Annotated in this window: 9 protein-coding genes and 5 pseudogenes; 5 read left to right on the forward strand and 9 right to left on the reverse strand. The window is 59.9% G+C overall.

What is annotated here, in order from left to right:
• Positions 1 to 1,805: 1,805 nt before the first annotated feature.
• Both OKW37_RS00005 and OKW37_RS00010 read right to left on the reverse strand, forming a co-directional pair.
• Positions 1,806 to 2,555, reverse strand: a complete 750-nt coding sequence (locus OKW37_RS00005; protein WP_184061688.1) for a response regulator transcription factor — start codon at positions 2,553 to 2,555, stop codon at positions 1,806 to 1,808.
• Positions 2,556 to 2,858: 303 nt separating this feature from the next.
• Positions 2,859 to 4,721, reverse strand: a complete 1,863-nt coding sequence (locus OKW37_RS00010; RefSeq protein ID WP_429401209.1) for a hybrid sensor histidine kinase/response regulator — start codon at positions 4,719 to 4,721, stop codon at positions 2,859 to 2,861.
• Between the two features lie 1,276 nt (positions 4,722 to 5,997).
• On the opposite strand from OKW37_RS00010, the gene OKW37_RS00015 reads away from it, so the two are divergent.
• Positions 5,998 to 6,645, forward strand: a complete 648-nt coding sequence (locus tag OKW37_RS00015) for a hypothetical protein (RefSeq protein ID WP_429401211.1) — start codon at positions 5,998 to 6,000, stop codon at positions 6,643 to 6,645.
• Between the two features lie 300 nt (positions 6,646 to 6,945).
• Here OKW37_RS00015 and OKW37_RS00020 read toward each other — a convergent pair.
• From OKW37_RS00020 to OKW37_RS00030, 3 genes and pseudogenes are all read right to left on the reverse strand, one after another.
• Positions 6,946 to 7,122 (reverse strand): annotated as a pseudogene (locus OKW37_RS00020) (sigma factor); the annotation flags it as partial.
• A 28-nt stretch (positions 7,123 to 7,150) separates the two neighbouring features.
• Positions 7,151 to 7,294, reverse strand: a complete 144-nt coding sequence (locus OKW37_RS00025; RefSeq protein ID WP_184052630.1) for a hypothetical protein — start codon at positions 7,292 to 7,294, stop codon at positions 7,151 to 7,153.
• A gap of 752 nt (positions 7,295 to 8,046) precedes the next feature.
• Positions 8,047 to 8,259 (reverse strand): annotated as a pseudogene (locus tag OKW37_RS00030) (hypothetical protein); the annotation flags it as partial.
• A 499-nt stretch (positions 8,260 to 8,758) separates the two neighbouring features.
• Between OKW37_RS00030 and OKW37_RS00035 the strand changes: the two are divergent.
• Both OKW37_RS00035 and OKW37_RS00040 read left to right on the forward strand, forming a co-directional pair.
• Entirely contained in the window at positions 8,759 to 8,950 is a 192-nt protein-coding gene (locus OKW37_RS00035; protein WP_429401213.1) for a hypothetical protein, read from the forward strand.
• Positions 8,943 to 11,012, forward strand: a complete 2,070-nt coding sequence (locus OKW37_RS00040; protein ID WP_429401215.1) for a recombinase family protein — start codon at positions 8,943 to 8,945, stop codon at positions 11,010 to 11,012. Before OKW37_RS00035 ends, OKW37_RS00040 begins: the two co-directional genes overlap by 8 nt.
• Before the next feature lie 27 nt (positions 11,013 to 11,039).
• On the opposite strand, the pseudogene OKW37_RS00045 reads toward OKW37_RS00040, so the two are convergent.
• Positions 11,040 to 11,825, reverse strand: a pseudogene (locus tag OKW37_RS00045) (IS3 family transposase); the annotation flags it as partial.
• A 237-nt stretch (positions 11,826 to 12,062) separates the two neighbouring features.
• Here OKW37_RS00045 and OKW37_RS00050 point away from each other — a divergent pair.
• Entirely contained in the window at positions 12,063 to 13,412 is a 1,350-nt protein-coding gene (locus tag OKW37_RS00050; protein WP_184056253.1) for an IS110 family transposase, read from the forward strand.
• Between the two features lie 2 nt (positions 13,413 to 13,414).
• On the opposite strand, the pseudogene OKW37_RS00055 reads toward OKW37_RS00050, so the two are convergent.
• The 3 genes and pseudogenes from OKW37_RS00055 to OKW37_RS00065 form a co-directional block, all read right to left on the reverse strand.
• Positions 13,415 to 13,672 (reverse strand): annotated as a pseudogene (locus OKW37_RS00055) (transposase); the annotation flags it as partial.
• A gap of 80 nt (positions 13,673 to 13,752) precedes the next feature.
• Positions 13,753 to 14,183, reverse strand: a pseudogene (locus tag OKW37_RS00060) (transposase); the annotation flags it as partial.
• Positions 14,184 to 14,676: 493 nt separating this feature from the next.
• Positions 14,677 to 14,895, reverse strand: a complete 219-nt coding sequence (locus OKW37_RS00065; protein WP_429401217.1) for a hypothetical protein — start codon at positions 14,893 to 14,895, stop codon at positions 14,677 to 14,679.
• A 728-nt stretch (positions 14,896 to 15,623) separates the two neighbouring features.
• Here OKW37_RS00065 and OKW37_RS00070 point away from each other — a divergent pair.
• Positions 15,624 to 16,025: a hypothetical protein gene (locus OKW37_RS00070; RefSeq protein WP_429401219.1), complete on the forward strand. Its 402-nt coding sequence runs from the start codon at positions 15,624 to 15,626 to the stop codon at positions 16,023 to 16,025.
• The last annotated feature ends 164 nt before the right edge of the window (positions 16,026 to 16,189 follow it).

Raw genomic sequence — 16,189 nt, forward strand, 5'->3', positions numbered from 1 at the left:
GGCGGCCAGGAAGCGTCATTCGCCCGTCGCGTCGCTCGGACGTTCAGACGTCGGGTCCGCCCAGTAAACAGTCATTCGACTGGCGAAGGCGAATGTTGCTTCGTCGGCCATAGCCGACGTGGGACCGGGGTTCGGTTCTGCGTCAGCTAGGGGCATTGCCGTCAGCGGCGGCGTTGAGCAGTCCGACGGCAGCTTCCGCGACCGGTGCCCTTGCACTTTCGACCCATTCGGCATCTCTTTTATCAATCGTATCGGTCGTCCCGGTCGTTTCAGAGAGCGAGTTGGCTTATCGCGACACAGCCGCCAAGTTAACTACCCTGATAGATATCGCACGACAGGCCGACCACGCACGGTTGACCGTCTCGGGCTTTGCCGTAACCATCTCGTCCGCCAGGTTGGGCTCCATGGTCCCACGGACTGTCGCCGTCCGTCGGCATCGCCCGCTGCGATGAATTTATTGCTTGCTGGCTGGAGGAGTGGCTAGTGGCGTCTAACGGTTGCATTTCCTGAGAGTAGGCAGCGCCGGCCGCGGTGAGCAGGAATAGCACGATGGTTACGGCCGAGGGTTTCACTTTCATTTCTTCACCTTTCGTCATCAATGGATTGCGTTAGCGACGCCGAACTCGCGGCCGGGGAAGGAATTCCAGAAATGCGCGGCCCAGACGTCGTCTTAAGTGAGCGTTCCCGCGAAGGTTGAATTGACGCGAAGAAGAGTTGGCCGTGGCCCGCACCACGCTGACGTCCTGCCAGCTGCAACTGGCGCGGCGATTTCGAACTCAAGCTTCGCGACCGCCCAAATGCTCGTTATGACGCCCCTTTCACTTGCTCCTGAAGCGCCGTCGGGCCTCTCGCGTGTCGTGGCGCCTCCCCTCTCAGGAGGCGCCACCTGAAAGAGTGACAGCGAACTCGGTAAGCCGGACCACTTTCCAGTCATGGCTCGCGCGCCGTCAGATCGGTGTTAGCTCCCTCCAAAAAAAACGTTGCATTGTGGATCCATCCGGCACGGTCTGGCATGTTTTGCACCGGCTTGTACCCGTGTGTCGGGCGTACCGCCGTATGCTTCCATCCCCGCACTCGGGTCAGCGGCTTGTGTTGCGGCGCTTTCTTGCGGGGCGGGTTGAGAGGCTTCCGGTGTGCCTTGCGAATGGGCAACACCGGCCACGGCAAACAGCACGACGGCGGATGCGACTATCAGTGGTGATTTCATGCTGGTTCCTTTGTGTACGTTGAGTTTTCCATTCATGCGATTCGTTATTTGCGTGCCCCGAGCTCGAAGTCCACGCGCATCGAGCGTGTCGCGCACGAGCCGCAACACCGGTGGTGATTGATTGATAAGGTTTCGTGAGAGGGCTCGTTGGAGTTAAAGCAATCAGCCTGTTCACTTCATGTCGACCTGCAGCAGTCGTCGCACGAGCCAAGGCCGGTTCAGCTCTTCACGACGACCAACCGCTCTGGGTACACTCGGCGAATGCACCCTCTGCGCTGCTGTCATACTCATTCTTGGTCAGGCGAAACGCCGTCGCAACGCACATGCGTAGGCGGTCGACAGCAATCGTCGGCGAAAGATGTATGCACTGTTATCGTCCGATCCCGGTGACATGTCGGATACTCGCCTCCCGACGCAGCTCGTTCCTGAAGTGGTCAGGCGCTGGGCGAGCGCGCGTCACCTGGCTGATACATTTGTGGCTGTTAGTAGGGATAGCGACCTGTTATTTTGCTTTTTTTTCGCGCTGCGGCCACGCACGAGGCGTTGTGCATCGTGCTGTTAAGCAAGTCTTCCACTCCAGAAAGCACGCTGCCTGAAGTCAGTCGGTTGATTGTCCCCCAGCAGCCGGTAGTCTTCGGTCAAGCGCCGGATCCGTGACCGGCGGGACGCCGAGCTTGATCCCGCTATTCGCCAGCATGACGATGAGTTCCGTACGGCGCCGGAGATTGAAATGCGCAAGCAGATGACTGATGTATTTCCGTACCGTAATGTCCTCGAGGCCCATTCTCAGGGCAATGGCCTTGGACGGAAGTCCGCGCACCAGCCACGCCAACGTTTCGAACTCTCTCGGTGTGAGTCCCAGCTCGGATGCATTGCTCGTTTCCGATTTAACGCGCGGCTCACGATCCTCAGGTCCATTTGCCGGAGTCTCATCAGTGTCCATCTCACGACTGAGGCTGGCGATGCTGGAGGCTGGTAGGAATACGCCCCCCGCAAGCACCGCGCTTATCGCCGCACGAAGCGCTTCAGGCGGCGACGATTTGGGCACGTATCCCATGGCGCGAAGTTGGATGCATCGACTGATGGTTTCCACTCGCTCATCGGCCGATATCACGATCACCGGTAAGGACGGTCGCGATTCCTTCAATTCGGCAAGCGCGTTGCAACCGTTGCCATCGGGCAGGTCGAGATCGAGAAAAACGATGTTCAGGAGGTCACAAAGCGCATGATTCAAACCCTGCGACAACGTGCTCGCGTGCAGCAACTCGATGTTCGGAAAGAGTTCCGTCAGTAGAAGCGCCAATCCGGCTCTGAACAGCTCATGGTCGTCGACGATCAGTACGCGCATTCCATCGTCTCCCGGAATCGTATTCGAGCCAGGCTGCGATTACACATCGGAGGAGGGTTCAATCGACAGTGATCGTCCGATGTCCCAGGTCAGATAGTACACACTAGCGGTGGATCTACATGGCGCCGCCTGAAAAGTGGCGGTTTTCATCCACCATTAGACGAATCGAGCGTATCAAGGGGACCACCGGGCCTTGCATGGGCCAATACATCAGTCATCTGTTCGCATACTTCAAGTTGCGGCGCCGTGCAGCACTCACCGTGATGCTGGCAGAGAAGGGCGTTACGCTCGGGACGCTTTCAGTCACTGATCGTTCGCGAGATCGAGATTCACCTTCCGTCGAGCGGTCACGAACCGGCTAATCTCGGCCAGCAGGTCTTTCGGGGCGGAGGACTTGCGCAATAGCACGAACGGTTCGGGAAAGTCGCGAAGGATGTGATCGGACAGCAGCTCGCCGGTGATAAATGCGACGGGAATCACGCCGGCCCACGCGAAATGACGCCTGAGCCGATCAGCAACCTCCTTGCCGGTTACTCCCTCGCGCAGACGAATATCGGCGACGATGAGATCGGGAATGCGGCTGTCATCGGCAAGGACGGCTTCGAATCCAGCCATCGACTCGGCGGCGTGCACGAGCGCGCCCGCGCTCGAGAAAAGACGCCTCAGGCCTTCGAGCACGGTAGGTTCATCGTCGCACAGGAGCATGAACGTGCCAGCGAGATCGGGCATGCAGACGTCGCCATCCTGAGCATTTTCGCCGACTGTCGGGGCGGATGCCGAAACCGTCGCGTAAAGCGAAAATCGGGATCCGCGCCCTTCCACGGACGCGAGACTCATGCCATGTCCCGGCAGGATATGGATCGCACGCTGCACGATCGACAGCCCCAGTCCCAGTCCTTTCGAACGGTCGCGCCCCGGATTGTTGATCTGATAGTACTCGGAGAAGATCGCGTCGCGATGTGCGGGCGCAATGCCGATGCCGGTATCCCATACATCGATGCGCAGCCGTTCATTCAGTTGCACCCAGCCAAGCACAACGCCACCCGATGATGTGTTCTTGATCGCGTTCGATACGAGATTCGATACAGCCCGCTTGAAGAGCGACCGGTCGGTCGCGATAGACGGGGGGTAGCCTCGCCGTCCCGCGATCCTTAGATCGATGCCACGCAATCGGGCCGTCTCCCGGTACTGCTCGAAGACCTCGGTCAACAGGCCGTGGGTGTCGACCGGTACGACATGGGGAACATATGAGCCCAGCTCGCTGTAGTCCTGAATGTCCTTGAACATGTCGAGGATGTCGGACGCGGTCTCCTCGACGACATCGAGCTCGCGATCCACGGCGTATCCGTCCCTGATCCTCGTCCGGGCGCTTCGGATGAAAAGGTTGATTGCGGCCAGAGGCTGCTGGATGTCGTGATACGCCGATGAAAAGAATCGCTCTTTCTCCCTGACGAGCTCTTGCATGCGTCGGTTCTGCTCGTTGACCACACGCGAAGCCGCTTCGACGCGCGCCTTGGCCGCGCGCAAGGTGCGCCGGTACATGAATTCGCGCCTCGCGGCACGTTCCAGCGGGATACTGACGAGCAAACCGACGATATACATCATCGGCACCATCGTGGCGTGCGCGATCACCGACTCCATGCGCGCGCCGACGCTCTGGCCATCGGGCTTGAGATAGAGCATCACCAGATAACTGACGACGCATAGGCCGACCAGCCACGCCGCCGTAATTACTCGAAGCCGGAAGGCCATGAATATCATGAAAAGGGCAAACGTGAGGATCGGATAGGCCTCCCGCCAGGCCAGGTCGCCCGGATAGATCTGTACCATTCTCAGGACCGCGAACCAGCAACTGAGCGTCCAGACACTGAGCAGCCCGACGCTCCAGCGCTCGTCGAGTGCGTGTCGGCTCCACAACAGAACGGGCACCGTCATGCCGATCGTCCCGGCGATTCTCAGGACACAGAGTTCTTTGTGGTGCAAGTGGGCGGGATCGAGTATGTCTAATCGCCCGAGGTCGTGGACGGAAAACACGACCCACAGCACGGTGAAGATTGTGATGGCGAGCCTGCGCTGTCCGAAGAAGCGCCGCGCATAGTCCATCCGGAACGCGCGTTCCTGAGCCGCCGATCTGAACCTGCGCACCGTGAGGCCTGACGATCTCATGACGACGCTCGATCAGGAAATTCGCCGTCCGCGGATAGGGCAGCGTGCAATTCAAACAGAATAGCAGGCCGCCATCCAGAGTCATACACACAAATGTAGCGGTCTCGATGCGCCTGCCCGCCCAGGAACGCCTACGTTTCCAGACTCGGTTCCGGGCCGGCAAACGAGAAATGCGCTTTCTTCGTAACTGTCATCGCCTCGGTACGGCCTCTTCTTCCGGACTTTCATTCGCATTATTTTTGTTCTTGAGGCGGTTCGGGCGTTTGCCTCGCCTCATCGCAACCGGACGTTACGGCAACGCTCGTTAAAGGAGATTCTCGTGAAAACAGGGGCTCAATACCACCACCGTCAGCAATCTGCCACATTGCTGACGTAGAGCCCAACGGTCCCAGTGGCAGCAATGCCGATCGACCTGCCGTGCGACCCGCGAGATTGAGCGGCCGTTGCACCTCGCAAACGGCCATTGGGGGCGTGTCGAGCCGACAGGCAGTTGTGGGTCGATCACGGCCTTCGGCATCGGGCAGTAGTCGGTCATGAGCGCTCGTCCGGACAGGTGCCACGATCGCCAATAACATGTAACCTCGGCTAGCCCACCTACACTGCCAAGGAGTTGTTGGGCTCGGTGCGGACATACGGGCGCAGATCACTTCATGAAACAGTTGAGGAACACCTCGGTCGTCGTGCAGGCGGATCCACCGCGCGCGTTACGCGTCTGTTGCGCATCACTCGCTGACTGTGCGCAGTGAAGGCGAGGAGTGGCAGATGGATTTCGCCAGCGAAATTGACGACCTTGCCAAGGCGCTGGAACGGCTCGGGATCGATACAGGCCAGGGGCTCATTACTCCGATGAAACGAGACGATGAAGACGACGAATGATGCTCTTGACGTGTCGCCTGTGGCGCTTCCGGATGTCCATGATGGGCTCACCAAGGGACTGTTCAAACGTACAGTAGCGGGCGCTTCACGTAACGGCCTAGACTTAACACGTGGACAAGAACGCGGAGTGAGTTATGGTCACCAGGACTGTCCGACGGACACTTTCCGGTCTGACTTCAGCGATTGCGCAAGCGCCGAAGAGTAAGCATCGGATCGAACATACCGTGAAATCGGCTCAGCAAATGGCCGACGAGGCCTGGAGACGGACGACTCACGGACTGCACAACTCCCTGATGCGTAAGGATCCGAAAGGGTGATTTTCGCAAGCCAGACGCGAGACTGAGCTCGCCGGGTTGGACGCATATGCTGTTTCTCCCAGAACCGGATGCGGAGGCACACTATGTCGAGCAAAAGCGATAGGGACAACAGATCCAATCAATTGAATCCCAACAATCCAGCGTACGCGAGTTCTCGCGCGGGCAACTTCCGCGATGATGATGACGATTGGGAACCCGTCTCTTATGTCGATCGATACTTTTATACTCCGCCTCGCGCGGCCACGTTTCAGGCGATAGGGCAGTACGGAGTTGGGGTGGTTTCGCAAGAAGGGGAAGCGAGGTTCGTTACATTTCGTCTGGAAGCCACCACTAGCGCGACCCTCCTTTATACCCACGCAAGCTTGCAGTCGCGCGTAGAGGACTATTTCGAGCGTTTCGCGATCCATGTACATGGGCTGTTCCACACGCACTTCAAAGCTCCGCCGGTCTTGTATGTCCAGTTTGATGGAACATCTGGCCGGCTACCGTGGCACGTTCCGCTCAACCTGGAACAACCCGAGACGATGCAGACGTTTCTGATGTCGCACAAGCCGCACATGAACTGTGCACCCGCTCCGGATGCAGTTATCGAACTGTTATGTGACCGCCTCAGTGAACCAAGCGAGGATTGGGGTACTTTCGAAGCCCTGGATCGAGACACTTCGGATCTGACATTCGTCTACGCCAGGCGCTGCAACGCTGAGATTCAGAGAAATTCCAAAGGATTGTGACAAAGCAGCAGGTGCGCTCAATCGGCCTAATGCCCTACATCCTGTCGCGCGATGCACCGTGCGCTTCTAGCCGGAACCCCGGGATCGGTCGTCTTCTGTCGAGTGCGGTCGGGCCGATTGACAGCCGCCGTCGTCGGTTCAGGATCGGACCGTGTGCGGGCCACCTACGGTCGTTCGCCCTTGCGCTTAGATGGTCATTCAACCGGCTGCTCTGCTAAAGAAGCGGCCCGAAAGCCAGATTCGTCCCAGAAGAAGATGTCGGCATTTTCCTCACGAGCCTGTCAGACAATGTGTCGCAGGGATCGTCAGCAGCCACGCACGCAGATTGCAGTTGGGCCAAAAGCCTTTCCAGCGCGCGAGCGCCCGCTCGGCCGTATCGTGAACCAGATGGTCAGCCCGGACTGAGTCGCCCGTCAGCGCACGCGCATAGCGCCGTGGCTGCGGGAGCCGCGATATCACTTCCGCTTCGAAGTTCACGCGGCGCTGACGGCCGCGCGAGCGCGCATCAATAGCCGCTGCTGCTGCTGGTGCCGCTGCTGCTGCCCGACGAGCTCGTGTCGCCCGTGGACTGGCACGCGGCCAACGACAACGATGCGACTCCTAGCGCGATGATCACGAATACGGCCGATAGCAGTCTTGATACTTTCATGTAGAACTCTCCTGCACGGCCAACGCGACTGACTTGTCGCGCGGCCACGCGTTGAGCCGGCGAGTCGCGGATCGCTCGCGGCAAGTGCCGCGACGCCGGTGAACTTTTACAAAAAGGACAGACAAACCCCCTGCAAAACGGGGACGCAAGCGCTGTGCGCGGCCGACGATTCCGTTTCGCGGCTTCGCGGTCTTGCACGCAACGCCTAATCTACAAACGCCCACGGCGCGGCATTATTCCACCGCATTGATTATTTGTGACACGTATCGCCTCGGGACGATGCACGCTCGACGCGGCACGGATTTTGCGCAAGCTCCGCGACCGTTGGCTGGCATAGCCCCGCATCGCTAGAACGGTGTTCGCGCGTTGCCGACGATACCTTGTTCGTGAAGCGCGGCGGATGTCCGAAGCCCCAGGAAGCGGCCGATGGTATCGCAGTATCGCAACCCCATGACCGGCTGATGCGGGTCGTTCAGCGCCCGTCGACGGCGGTAGTGTGGAAGCTGAGACTGCGGCACGGCCATTGGAGCACCGGACGTTCATTGCTTGTGGCGCCACCGGAGGGCATCAGGCTTCGAAAGCCTATACGCAAGTAAGGCATTCCTGCTCGCACCAGCCAAACGTCGCGATCGGCATCGTGTTCGACGCGGGGAAGAACTGCGTGAAATATTGGCGGCGGGGCCGATCAGCGTGAATGTCCCCGCCGCAGGTCGCTCACGCACGCGGCGACCGCTCACATGACGTGAATGAGATTAATGTAGCTGTTTCTTTAGATCGCTCAGTTCGGCGTGAACCGAACTGACTGCTTTCCTGATCCTGGCATTGACATTCGCAGCGCGTTCGCACGCTTTTTCCGCGCTGTCGCCGATCCGCTCAAGATCGTCCACCCATTGGCGCATGCGATCCTGATCGTTCGAAGCCATCACTTTCTTTGCCGACGCGGATTGTTGATCTAGCTCATCAACAGAGGTGGCCTCGTTCGTTCGGACAGGATCAGCGAGTTTTTAAGTGGAATCGCTGAGGCAATCAAGCTGCCGATTTTATCGCTGGCAGCGTGGCGAAGTATGCTTCATCCGGTGTCTGATCGGCCAGCCTGGAATGAGGCCGGTTCTGGTTATACAAGCCGTCAACACAACGCCCATATCAGCGAATCAAAGGAGGTTCTCTACCGCTGGCATCCGTGGTACGGGCACACGGTATGGATTTTCACCACGATAGAGAGGAAGAACGCCGAGTCAGTGTTGCGCTGTGGGCGAGAGCCGTTCGATACGGCAGGCTTGCTGGAGGTGCCGCAATGGATGTTCGATCCCGTTGCCTGCTGTCGCATTACCTCGGCAACGTCTCCCGCCGTCAGCTGTGAAGCATTGAGGGAACTGAAGTACCTGCTGGCGCAGGCGCCTGCTGCCAAGCCGCGCGGTATGGTACAAGCCGAGCACCATCCTTTGCTCCGTACAGGAGGTGCTGATGCGACGCCAGACAAACCCCCAACCGGGCGGTCAACTCGACCTGTTCCGTCCCTTTCCGAAGACACCACAATGGGCGCGCCTGCCGCAGGAGGTCCGGCAGCAGACGGTGCGTTTGCTGGCGCAACTGCTGCGGCAACACCGTCGCGGGCTGCTCGCCGCCGTACACGAGCCGGAGGTGCGCGATGAGTGACAAGATTCGGGCGCAGCATCTGGCGCGCAAGGCCATGCTGTACGTGCGCCAGTCGTCGGCCTATCAGGTCAGCCACAATCTGGAGAGCCAGAAGCTGCAGTATGCGATGCAGGATCGTCTGCATCAGTTGGGCTGGAACGAGATCGAGGTGATCGACGAGGATCTGGGACGCTCTGCGGCCGGAACGCAAACGCGCACGGGCTTCGAACGGATGGTCGCAGAGGTCTGTCTTGGGCACGTCGGCGCAGTTGCCGCTCGCGAGGTTTCACGATTCGCGCGCAACAGTCGCGAGTGGCAGCAACTGGTTGAGGTGTGCCGCGTCGTCGACACGGTGCTCGTCGATCAGGAGACCGTCTACTCACCACGGCAGAGCAACGATCGTTTGCTGCTCGGCTTGAAGGGCAGCCTGAACGAATACGAGCTGGATCTCTTGCGTCAGCGTTCGCTCGAAGCTCGTCGGGAGAAGGCCAAACGGGGCGAACTCATTGTCGCGGCGCCGGTGGGTTACTGCAAGACCGAAGACCAGCGCCTGGAGAAGGATCCGGATTTGCGCGTGCAGGACGCCATCCGCTCGGTATTCCGCCAGTTCGGCGCGATTGGTTCGGTGCGTCAGACGTTGTTATGGTTCCTGGAGCACGGCCTGCAGTTGCCGGCATGCATGCCGCGCGGCGAAATCCAATGGAAACGGCCGAGCTACGGCACGGTGTACCGGATCCTGACCAACCCGATCTACGGTGGCACGTATGCCTACGGCAAGACCGAATGCGCGATCCATTACGAGGCTGGGGAACCACGCAAACGTGATCGCCGCAAACCACGGGATCAGTGGCTTGCGCTCATTCCGAATGCCCACGAAGGGTACGTTGACTGGGACGAATTCGAACGGATCCAGTGTGCCATTAGCGGCAACCTGCGTCTGGCCGGACACGCTGGCGCCCCGAAGAACGGTGAGGCCCTGCTGGCGGGACTGTTGCGCTGCAGGCGCTGCGCGAGCAAGCTGACGCTACACTACACGGGTAACAGGCACGACGCCTTGCGCTATAGCTGTCATCGCGGCTGGATGGACAAGGGGCAACCGCGTTGTATTGCGTTCGGTGGCACACGCGCGGACGCGGCCATCGCCGAGGCGGTCTTGCAGGTCGTTCAACCGGCGGCAATTGAGGCAGCAATCGTGGCGCGCGAAGAAGAGACCCTGAAGCAGGACGAAGTGCTGGCCGCGTTGCAGCGGGATCTTCAGGCTGCACGCTACGCCGCGCAACGCGCGCAGAAACAGTACGATGCTGCTGACCCCGAGAACCGGCTTGTCGCCGACGAACTGGAGCGGCGCTGGAATCATGCGCTACTACGCGTAGAGGAACTGCAATCGCGTATCGAGCAACAGTCGGGCACATCCGGCCAGATACCGCCTACCCAGCCAGAGGAGTTTGCCGATCTTGCCACTGCATTGGAATCGATCTGGCCGCAGGCCGACGCCCGCCTGAAGAAGCGCATAGTGCGCACCCTGATCCACGAAGTCGTCGTTGACGTTGACGACGCAACGAGCGAAATCGTGCTCGTCATTCACTGGAAGGGCGGAGTACATACCGAGATTCGCGTGCCGCGGCGGCGCCGCGGAGAGAACACTACGCATACGTCACGTGAAGCAATTGATGCCGTGCGCCAGCTTGTCCGTATCTGTCCGGATCTGGTGATCGCCGGCGTACTCAATCGCAATGACCTGCGAACCGGCCGGGGTAACTTCTGGACCCAGGAGCGAGTCACCGCGTTGCGCAGCCACCATCAGATCCCGGTCTATTCGAGCGAACGACGTGCTGCTGAAGGATGGATGACGTTGACCGAGGCATCGGCGTTCATCGGTGTGAGCCCCGGAACGCTCAGGCTCGCAGTTGAGCGCAACAAGATCCCCGCCGAACATCCGTTACCCAACGGGCCATGGATCTTCAATCGCAATTCGCTTACCGGGGACGCAGTTACCGAACTCGTCGGACGGGCTCGCGCACGGCGTGGACACCCCACAATACCAACGACACAACAGGGCTCTCTAGATTTATCAACAACATAGCGAGGTTGGGCAGTATGAAACGCACTTGTACCAGTTCAGGTAATTGCCGATTGAGCGGCGGGCGTGGCTGACCGAGTCGTAGGCTTTCAGATAGACCTCTTCATATTTGACGCTTCGCCACACCCGTTCGACGAACACGTTGTCACGCCAGGCGCCCTTTCCATCCATGGACAGAAGAACGTTCCGGCTGAGCACCGCGTCGGTGAATTCGGTTGCGGTGAACTGGCTGCCTTGATCCGTGTTGACGATCTCAGGCAGGCCGTATTTCGCAAACGCTTCCTCCAGCGCCTCGACGGCATGGCAGCTCTCCAGCGTGATCGCCACCCGGTGTGCTAGCACCCGACGGCTCGCCCAGTCCACTACGGCCGTCAGATATACGAAGCCGCGCGCCATCGGGATATAGCTCGTATCGAGCGCCCAGACCTGATTGGCCCGTTCGATCTTGCGATGGCGCAGCAGGTACGGCCAGATCCTGTGGGCTGCATGCTTGCGGCTCGTGTTTGGCTTGCGATACAACGCCTCGACGCCCATGCGCTTCATCAAGGTGCTGACGTGTCTGCGCCCGACCTTGATGCCTTCGCGACGCAGCAGCCTTGCCAGCATTCGTGCCCCTGCAAATGGATGCTCGAGATGAAGCTCGTCAATCCGGCGCATCAATTTCAGATCCGCTTCGCTGACCCCACGCGATTGGTAATAGGCACTCGAGCGGCTGATGCCTACCAGCCGGGCCTGCTGTGTCACCGGTAGAGCGTGATCACGATCGATCATCGCTTTACGCCCAGCAGTCCCGCCTTGCTGAGCGCGCTTTCTAAAAACGACCATCGCGACCCGTCGCGGCCCCATGGATAGAAACGCACAGTGGCATAGACTGAAGTGCGCATGGACAGTGGCCGCTACGATTTTGGAGGCTGTACGATCCCGTCAAAAAACCTGGCCCAGGGGGAAGCTGCGGACCCGCTTGTGGTGGCGCTTCGTTGCGACCCCGTTTAGGAATGTGATCTCATCCGAGTCCCCCGTCCGGCGCGCCCACAACCTGCAGGAGGCGCGATCATGCCTAAACCCCGTCGCAAGTTGTCAGGCCTGCCCGTCATCAACGACCGGGCTGCGGCCATTGACATTGGATCCCGCTTCCATGTCGTTGCCGTGCCGCCCGACCTGTGCGACCAGCCTGTACAGACTTTCCAGGCCTTCACCGGCGACCTTCAACGTATGGCCGACTGGCTCGTGTCGCTGGGGATCAAAACCGTGGCGATGGAATCGACCGGCGTGTACTGGATCCCGGCCTACGAGATCCTCGAAGGCCGTGGTCTCGAAGTAATCGTTGCCAACGCACGCGAGTCTCGCGCCGTCCCAGGTCGGAAGAGCGACGTCAACGACGCGCAGTGGCTGCAGCGGCTCCATGCCTGCGGTCTGTTGCGCCCAAGCTTCAAACCCAGCGGCGACATCGCGGCGCTTCGCGCCTACCTGCGGCTTCGGGAACGACATCTGGACTACGCGGCCGCCCACATCCAGCATATGCAGAAGGCGCTGACCTTCATGAACCTTCAACTGCACCATGTCGTCACTGACGTGACGGGAGCGACAGGGATGCGCATCATACGCGCTATCGTGGCCGGCGAGCGTGATCCCGGCGTGCTGGCTGCGATGCGTGATCGCAACTGCAGGTCCAGCGTCGAGACGATCCGTGCCGCTCTGGTGGGCAACTACCTGCCCGAACACGTCTTCGCGCTGCAACAGGCCCTGGCACTCTATGACTTCTACCAGGCGCGCGTTGACGAATGCGATGCCCAGATCGAGCGCACACTGGCCGTGCTTGCCGCCGATAAGCCGGTACCGCAACAGCCATTGGGAAAGATGCGCAGCCGGACCCAACAGCCCAACGCGCTAAGCTTCGACGTGCGTACTCTCATGTACCAACTTGCTGGCGTCGACCTCACCCAGATCCATGGAATCGGCTCCTACCTGGCTGTGCGTCTCGTCGCCGAATGCGGCACCGATCTCAGCCGATGGCCGACTGCCAAGCACTTCACCTCCTGGCTGACCCTGTCGCCGGGGTGCAAGGTGAGCGGCGGAAAAGTCCTCTCCTCACATACGCGCAAGACAACCAATCGGGTGGCTGCCCTGCTGCGGCTGGCTGCTGTCACGGTGGGAAAAACGAGCACGGCGCTGGGTGCGTTCTACCGCCGGCTGGCGGCTCGTATTGGCAAGGCCAAAGCCGTAACCGCCACGGCGCGCAAGATCGCCGTGCTGTTCTACAACGCCATGCGCTTCGGCATGCAATACGTCGACCCGGGAGCCGACCACTACGAACAGCACTACAAGGAGCGTGTCCTCAAGCAGTTGCACAGGCGGGCAGCCGAGTTCGGCTTCTGCCTCCAACCCACGGAGGGCGTTTCTTAGGAATCATTCTCCAACGTCAATTGCCCGATCTTCGCGTGCAGCACCTTCACGTCAACTCGCGGTGCCGCCGACACCGCATCGCCCGCTTCGAACACATCGGCAACCCGCTCCTGCAGTTGCTTCTTCCAGTCCGTGATCTGGTTTGGATGGACATCAAACTGCTGGGCCAGCTCTGCCAGCGTCTTGTCGCCCTTGAGCGCCGCGAGTGCCACCTTTGCCTTGAACGCCGGTGAGTGGGTCCGTCGGTTTCGTTTCGTCATCTTCTGGTTCCTTGTCGCCGGCCATTATGACCGACTCACGCCCCAGCTTTTCCACTCAACGAACTGTCCGGATTCTCGAAGCCACTTCTGAGCTTCAGGCCGCTGGCCTGCAGCACCCGGCCGACTTCGGCAAACAATTGCTCGCCCAGTTTGTGCGTCTCAGCAGGCGCCGGAATTTGAGCAGCGTCGTCGCGTCCGGTACGGCTTCACAACCCAGGTCAATTCCGGCAAAGCGACGCAGGCTGGCGCTGTCGTAGAGTGCCTCTTCGCAAGCGAAGTCGGCCAGATTGAACCAGTGCTGCACGAAGTGGATCCGCAGCATGCGCTCCAGACCGATTGGCGGGCGGCCATTGCCGCGCTTCGGATAATGCGGCTCGATCACCGCGCACAACTGCGGCCATGGCACGATCGCATTCATCGTGTCGAGAAACTCGTCGCGCCGCGTGCGTTTGCGGTGCGTCTCGAAACCCGCACCTTGATCGGCTGCCATCGCCAGCGTCTGCTGCTTCATCCTGTTCTGCCTGCCTCTTTAAACACGATCTCTATAACGCATGAAGTACCAACTCGGTGGACTTGATCAGCATTGCCTTAATAGGGCATATGCGAATTGACACTTTTATGCCGATTCAAAGGGGAACAAAAGTGTCACCTCGCGCGCGTTCTGGATCGCGGCTATTGGCGAGTGCCGGTGACAGATTTATTACGTCCTACGGGGCTGAAGGCTTCAAATCGATGTGAGACGCGTGGACGGCCAAGCGCGATCGGCCTGGTTGCCTGAAGGGTATCCGCCATGAGGTCAGCCTCCTAAGGACGGGATTCGAAGTCTAGGAGGTGAGTTGGCAAATCTAATACGGACATATGCGAGTTGACACTTTTATGCCGATTCGAAGGGGCATAAAAGTGTCAACTTGCGCGCGTTCTGGCCGCGATTACTGGCGACGGCGGGTGACAGATTTATTACGTTCTAGGAAAGGTGAATCATGCAGACGAGCACCGGCTTCGATTCAATCGACACTGTCCAGACACGCACGTGCCCATTGAATACCCGCCAGCTCCGCCTCTGCCCCGGTGTCAAATTTGCCGAGTACGCCGGACGCTTCAACGACCCTGTTGTCTTTCTTGATGGTGCCGCTTGCGGCGTAGCGTTCGGGGTGCAGGATTTCCTTTTGCTGCAGAATGGCATGGCCCCACAGCATACAGCCCTTATATTGCTCGCTTTGCATCAGCGTTCGACCTCGACCTCTGCGCGACGCCCACCTACGCGAAGTACATTGCCCTCAGGCGTGATCTGACGGGGAATGTCGTCATAGATGGCTCTCCCGTGCGGTGCCCGACCGCGGCGACTGATGCCTTTGGGCCGGGCGCAGCCGCAACGATGCGGTGCGGCAACCGGCTACGCCCGGTGCGCATACTCGCGCGTCGACGCTTCGGTGCGTTGCGCACCGGTTGTACCCGCTGCGTGTCGCCTCGTGCCTCAGGCGGATTCCACACTTCCACGTACCGGGCGCCGGCAAACGCGGGAAAAGCGATCGCCAGAAGGAACATGCCGCACCTGACTACAGTGGTCATCCTTTCTCCGTTTCAAAGACGCTGCCATGCGCTACGTCGTGCGAGCCCGCCGACGCAGACCCACAGGAAGCCCGTTCGAGGTGTCCGCGTATTTTCTCACGGCTCGATTACACGGCCGTGCGCTGCAGCGCTGTCGCTCCATTCAGTCGCCACGCCCAGCGCCGTCCCCGGATAAGGTCTGCTCCAGTAGCACGGACTATCGCGGAAAGCCGACGGAGGGGGAGGGCTCGCGACGCCAGAATCGCCGATCGCGGTGAAGACCTCGTTAGAATAGTCGCACTGTCACACACACATTTACATTTCAGACAACATGAGTTCCAGGCGAGGCGGGGCAGGTGTTTCTCGGCCACGAAAGCCCCTCACAAAAGCGATGTTATTGCCGATGGACCAGGCGTCGGTGCGGAAGCAATCGTTGGCGTCCCACCTTGCCCTCGTTGCCTGCCGCGACGGTCATGGCAACGGGCATCTGCTTAACGAGCTGATGCGAACCGTGTACCTCGCATGGTTTCTCCAGCAGGACGGTTATGGAAGCGAACCGGCAGGACGCTTCAAGGCGGCGGAATACGCCGTGGAAGCAGCGCTCGAACTGGCCCATGCTGCAGACAGGTGGGTGCTAGGGGAAGATGCTGTTCCCGTTTTCGAGAGCCTGCTGGCGTTGCACGATGCGCAGCTAGCCACCGTACCCGTGCACAAGATAACCAGCGCAGAACGCCGCCTCAGGCAATTCCTCGCCGGCACTGCAAGTTCGCCTGTTCCGGACGTCGATCCGCACGGAATGGGATAGCAGACTCTGCCAGCGGTCGCAAACAGATGGTAGAGATCAAGTGAGGATAACTGATCGTCCGTCCAGGGTCGTCTTCACCGCGGAGTGCGGTGCGCATGCTTTCCCTACCTGTCGCGATCGATGAGGCGCCCGATGCGCTGCCGCCGCGTGAGCGGAGGTGCGAC

The sequence above is a fragment of the Paraburkholderia sp. MM5482-R2 genome, from assembly GCF_050436125.1.
GTDB classification, from domain to species: domain Bacteria; phylum Pseudomonadota; class Gammaproteobacteria; order Burkholderiales; family Burkholderiaceae; genus Paraburkholderia; species Paraburkholderia tuberum.